Source organism: Skermanella sp. (genome assembly GCF_059503625.1).
Genome location: NZ_JCACHA010001163.1, coordinates 1 through 4,973 on the forward strand (window position 1 = coordinate 1; position 4,973 = coordinate 4,973).

Consider the following 4,973-nt stretch of genomic DNA (forward strand, 5'->3'; position numbering starts at 1 on the left):
AGCTTGGACGCTACCGCATATTCTCAATGTATCCAGTATCGCAAAAGAAGATCGACAACCGCCGAGAAGCCGGGACGCTGTTGATCGTAAAACAAAAGGCCCCGCGCTAGCCGGGGCCTTTTGCATGTCTTGCAGCAGGGTACCTGCCGGGCTGCCCACCCCCGGATCTCTTCACCTCTTTGTGGGAGGCTACTCTACTGCCTGCCGCTCAACGAGCGCTCAGCGGCATGGCCGTGTGTGAGGAGGCTGTTCTCACCTCAAGTCCCCAGCTACCCATATAAGTGACGACCGGCGCAGCATCTGTCAATGACCATCGAGGAAACGCCGGTAGCTGGCCGCGAACTCGTCCGGCCATTCGAAATGGACCAGCGCTCCGGCGTCGAAGGACTGCACCGTCCAGTTCGGCCGCTTGGTGACCAGATCGACGCCGCTGAAGTCCTTGAAGTCGCCGCGCGTGCCGTGGGGCATCCACACGGGCTGGGTCAGGCGTTCGTAGAGGTCGCGGATGTCGCTGCTGAACAGGCGGCCGGAGAGGAAGGCGAAGGGGGCGTGCTTGGCGCCGGGCTGGTGGGTCGTGATGTAGTCGTACTCGACCATCTGGTCGTCGATCTGCTTGGAGCCCCAGGTGCGTTCCAGGAAATAGCGGATGCTTCGCTTGCTGGTCAGCAGGCTGTAGAGCCCCTGTGCCCAGAGCGGGAAGCTGACGACCTTGTAGACGCCGGGAACTTCGCGAGATGCCTTGGTCCGCAGGCCGCCATGGGCGCGGGTCGAGCCTTTGCTGAAGCCGGTCGGGGTCACGAAGGCCAGCGTCCGCAGACGCTCCGGCTTTTCCACGGCGGCCCGGGCCAGGAACTCCGACGACAGCGAGAGCGCCAGCGCATCGACGGGCTGGCCGCCGGTCTCGCGCTCGATCAGGTCCAGCATGTCGTGGACGGCGTCGGTGAACAGGCGGATGTCGTAGCGCCGGTCGGAGCGGTCGGAATGGCCGTAGCCCGGCAGTTCGACCGAGTAGACGCGGCGGAAGGTCCGCATACGGTCGTAGACCGGCTTCACTTCATAGGCGGAAGCCGCCGCGTTGATGCTGTGGATCAGCAGCAGCGGCGGACCGTCGCCGCCGACATAGTAGGCCAGCCGACCGGCGCGGCCCGTCGTTTCGTGAAGATCGGCGTCGAGCGCCCGTGGCAGGGTTGGTGACCGGCTCATGTATGATATCCGCTGTCGTGCCGCATTCCGGTGCCCATCGCTTGTTTCATGTCCGGTCAACATGGATGACAGCCTTTAGGGTGCATCGGCAAGGGCCAGTTGCTCGACGAGGCGGGATATCAGGTCCGGGCGCTCCTCGTGAGCCAGATGGCCGAGGCCGGGGAGGACTTCGACGGTCGCGGCGGATGCGAGGTCCCGGACGCGGGCGGCCTGTTCCGGCGGGACCGCGCTGTCCTTCGCTCCCGCCACCAGCACGAGCCGGGGCTCCAGGCGGCGGAGGTCGCGGACCAGCGGGTGGAGGTCCCAGTTCGCCATCATGCCGAGAGCGGCGGAGACATGGCCGGGGCAGCGGATCAGCCGGCCGTAGAGGTCGATCGCCGCCTTGTCCGGAGCCGAGCCGGTGTTCCGGATCAGCCGTTCGACCGCGCGGGAGTCGGCGGTCCAGGAGAAGACGCGCGGCGCCAGCGGGTTGATGACCAGAAGCTTCGCCAGCGGCATGAAGAGATGGCCGGGGACTCCCCGGAACGGCAGGAAGGCGCCGTTCAGCGATACCAGCGTCTGCGGTTCGATCAGGCGGTCGATGCACATGCGGGCGAGGATCGCGGCGCCGGCGGAATGGCCGACCGCCACCGTGGGAGAGAATTCGAGCTTGGCGAGCAATCCGCCCAGCGCCTGCGCCATTCCGGGCAGGGACAGGCGATGCCCCGGCAGTGGATCGGTGAAGCCGTGACCCGGCAGGTCGGGGGCCAGGATCGTGAAGTGCCGGGCGAGCAGCGGGGCGAGACCGCGCCAGGAATGGGTGGCCGCTCCCGTGCCGTGGATCAGCAGGATTTCCGGCCCCTGCCCCATCCGCTGGACATGCCAGCGCAGCCCTGCGGCCTGGACGAAGCTGCTGGCCTCGCGGTTGGGCCAGGCACGGCCCTCGACCTCCCAGCGCGGTCGCCTCATGGATGGAGCGAGGGGGCCTGCGCCGCCCGGATGGATCGGGAGATGGCGCCGGCATCCGCCCTCGGCAGCGGCAGATAAGGGGCTGCCATTGCGTCGGCGAGACGGCGGGCCGCCGGCTCGGGACGGGCGGAGGTGTCGATCACCAGCGCCTTCAGGCCGGAGCTGCGAACGCCGCGCGCGGCGCTGATGGCATCGGCTTCGGCGGCGACCCGGCCGGCGGTGCCGCCGCGCGCGATGTTAGCGCGTCCGTCGGTCAGGATGACCAGCGCCGGCGTGCCGCCCCGGCGGCGGACCGCGTCGGCGAGGGCGGCCGCCGCGTCGATCCCGGCGGCAAGCGGCGTGCCTCCCCCGCCCGGCAAGCCGGCGAGGCTGCGCTTGGCGCGGACCAGCGAGCGGGTCGGCGGCAGCAGCAGTTCGGCATCCTTGCCCCGGAAGGCAAGCAAGGCGACCTCGTCCCGGCGCACGTAGCAGTCGGCCAGCAGCAGTTCGACGGCTCCCTTCGCTTCGGCCAGCCGCTCGGAGGCGGCGGAGCCGGATGCGTCCACGACAAAGATCGTTGTCGTCCGGACGCGCTGTTTCAAGCGGGTGATGCGGAAATCGTCGCGCATGACCCGAATGCGGGAAGGGTCGGTATCGTCGCCCCGTCGGCGGAGTTTCTGCCAGGGGGCCGCCGCGCGCAAGGTCTCGATCAGGTTGAGGCGCAAGCCGGGACCGGGATTGGCTCGGCGGACTCCGGCGGGACGGCCATGGATTTTGGCGGTCTGCTCGGCTCCGCCGCGCCCGGACGCGGGTTTTGTACGGGACGCCGCTTCGGCCTGAAGCCGCTCCAGCAGGTGGTCGGGGATGGCGGCGCGGACGGCTTCGAGAATGACGTCGTCGAGCGGGCGGTTTTCGCTACGGGCGGAATTTTCCTCTGCCGGAGGTTCGGGCTCTGGTTCGGGTTCGGGCTGAGGCGGTTCGGGAGCCGGCATCGCCGTTGCCCGTGAGCTGAAGACGAGACGCGCGGCAAGCGTTGCGTCGTCTTCGATGACCTCGGTTCGCCCCGCCAGTGATGCTGCGGCATGGGCTACCCGCAGGGCCAGCAGCGGAGCGCGGATCGAGGCGATCCCCAGCGCTTGAGCCGTGCCGCACAGTGCGTCCAGCACGTCGTCGGATGCAGCGACCCAGGGCAGCAGGTCGCGCGCCGCCGCGATGTCGTCTGCGGGAATTTCCGACCGCGCCGTCACACCGGCGGCAATGCCGCCGAGATCGACGTGGAAGGCGAAGCGGTCGAGCAGCGCTTCGGGCGTGCCTTCGTCCTCATCGGCGCCCTCGTCCAGGGCCACCATGCCGACGTTGGCCGGCAGGGTGCGGGCGAAGCCGTCGCGCTCCAGCCGGACGGTGCCGTGGTCGAGGACGCCGGCCAGCCGTCCCGCCATGTGGGGAGACAGCCGCTCCGCCATCGCCAGCAGGACGACACCGCCGTCCGCCTCGGCCAGGATGCCGCGTTCCACGACGGGGCGGCCGGCCTGGAGGGTGGCGGGCAGGTCCAGCCCGCCCAGCAGGCGGCTGTCCTCCACGTGGCAGGGCACCCGCCGCAGGGGAGTTTCGGGCGGAAGAACGCCGCGCAGCAGGGCCAGCCAGCGGTCGCGGACCGGTCCGGCCGACGCCCTCAGCGAGATGCCGCCGAGACCGGCGGGATCGACCGCGAAGAGGCCTGCGGCCAGGACGGCGTTTTTCCAGGCGGCGTCAGGGGGTGTCATCGTGCCGGCTCAGGCGCCGAACAGCTCGGCCACGGCGCGTTCGATCCGTGCGGAGGAACCGGCGTCGTCCAGCGGGTTGCGCCGCAGCCGGTGGCGCAAGGCCGGGGGAGCCATCCGGCGGAGGTGGCTGTCGGTCACGGCTTCGGCGCCCTCGAACGCCGCAAGCGCGCGGGCGGCCCGGATCAGCGTCAGCTCTCCGCGCAAGCCATCGGCGCCCAGCGCCATGCACAGGCGCGCCGCGCGTTCTATCGCGGCGTCGGGGACCTGGATCGACGGCAGACGCGAGCGCCCAGCTTCGATGGTGCGGCGCAGGCGGGATTCCTCGCGCTTCCAGCGGGCGGCGAAGCCGGCGGGATCGCGCTCGAAGCCGTCGCGGCGGCGGACGACCTCGATCCGGTCGGCAAGGTCGGTCGGGGTCTTGACCTCCACGGACAGGCCGAAGCGGTCGAGCAGCTGGGGCCGCAACTCGCCCTCTTCAGGGTTGCCGCTGCCGACCAGGACGAAGCGGGCGGGATGACGGATGCTCATGCCTTCGCGCTCGACCACGTTCTCGCCGGAAGCGGCGACATCGAGCAGCAGGTCGACCAGATGGTCCTCCAGCAGGTTGACTTCGTCGATGTAGAGGAAGCCGCGATGGGCACGGGCCAGCAGGCCGGGCTCGAACGCCTTCTCGCCTCGGGTCAAGGCGCGTTCCAGGTCGAGCGCGCCGACGACGCGGTCCTCCGTGGCTCCCAATGGCAGATCGACGACGGGGATCGGTACGCGAACGCTCCTCAGCTCGCCGGCGGCGCGCTTCGCCCTGCATTCCGGGCACAGGGCCGCGTGCTGGGCGGGATCGCAGTTGTAGCGGCAGCCGGCCACGGCGCGCATCGGCGGCAGCAGGGCCGCCAATGCCCGGACCGCCGTCGATTTGCCGGTGCCCCGGTCGCCGAACACCATGACGCCGCCTATGGTGGCATCGACGGCGCCGACCAGGATCGCCTGCTTCATCTCTTCCTGGCCGACGATGGCGGCGAAGGGGAAGCAGACCCGCTCCGCCGCGCGCTCGGGAGAGGTTTCCTTGACGGGACGCACGAGGGC

Annotated in this window: 4 protein-coding genes; all 4 read right to left on the reverse strand. The window is 70.1% G+C overall.

Features of this window, described 5'->3' with window-relative positions; translation table 11 throughout:
* Positions 1-303 precede the first annotated feature (303 nt).
* The 4 genes from AC5JJ6_RS41205 to bchI all read right to left on the reverse strand — a co-directional run bounded on the left by AC5JJ6_RS41205 (position 304) and on the right by bchI (position 4,883).
* Positions 304-1,203, reverse strand: a complete 900-nt coding sequence (locus AC5JJ6_RS41205; RefSeq protein WP_496047609.1) for an alpha/beta fold hydrolase — start codon at positions 1,201-1,203, stop codon at positions 304-306.
* Between the two features lie 75 nt (positions 1,204-1,278).
* Positions 1,279-2,151 carry an alpha/beta fold hydrolase BchO gene (bchO, locus tag AC5JJ6_RS41210; protein ID WP_496047610.1) on the reverse strand — a complete coding sequence of 291 codons (873 nt, stop codon included), beginning with the start codon at positions 2,149-2,151 and terminating at the stop codon, positions 1,279-1,281.
* Positions 2,148-3,893, reverse strand: a complete 1,746-nt coding sequence (locus AC5JJ6_RS41215; protein WP_496047611.1) for a magnesium chelatase subunit D — start codon at positions 3,891-3,893, stop codon at positions 2,148-2,150. Before AC5JJ6_RS41215 ends, bchO begins: the two co-directional genes overlap by 4 nt.
* Positions 3,894-3,902: 9 nt before the next feature.
* Positions 3,903-4,883: a magnesium chelatase ATPase subunit I gene (bchI, locus tag AC5JJ6_RS41220; protein ID WP_496047612.1), complete on the reverse strand. Its 981-nt coding sequence runs from the start codon at positions 4,881-4,883 to the stop codon at positions 3,903-3,905.
* Between the last annotated feature and the right edge of the window lie 90 nt (positions 4,884-4,973).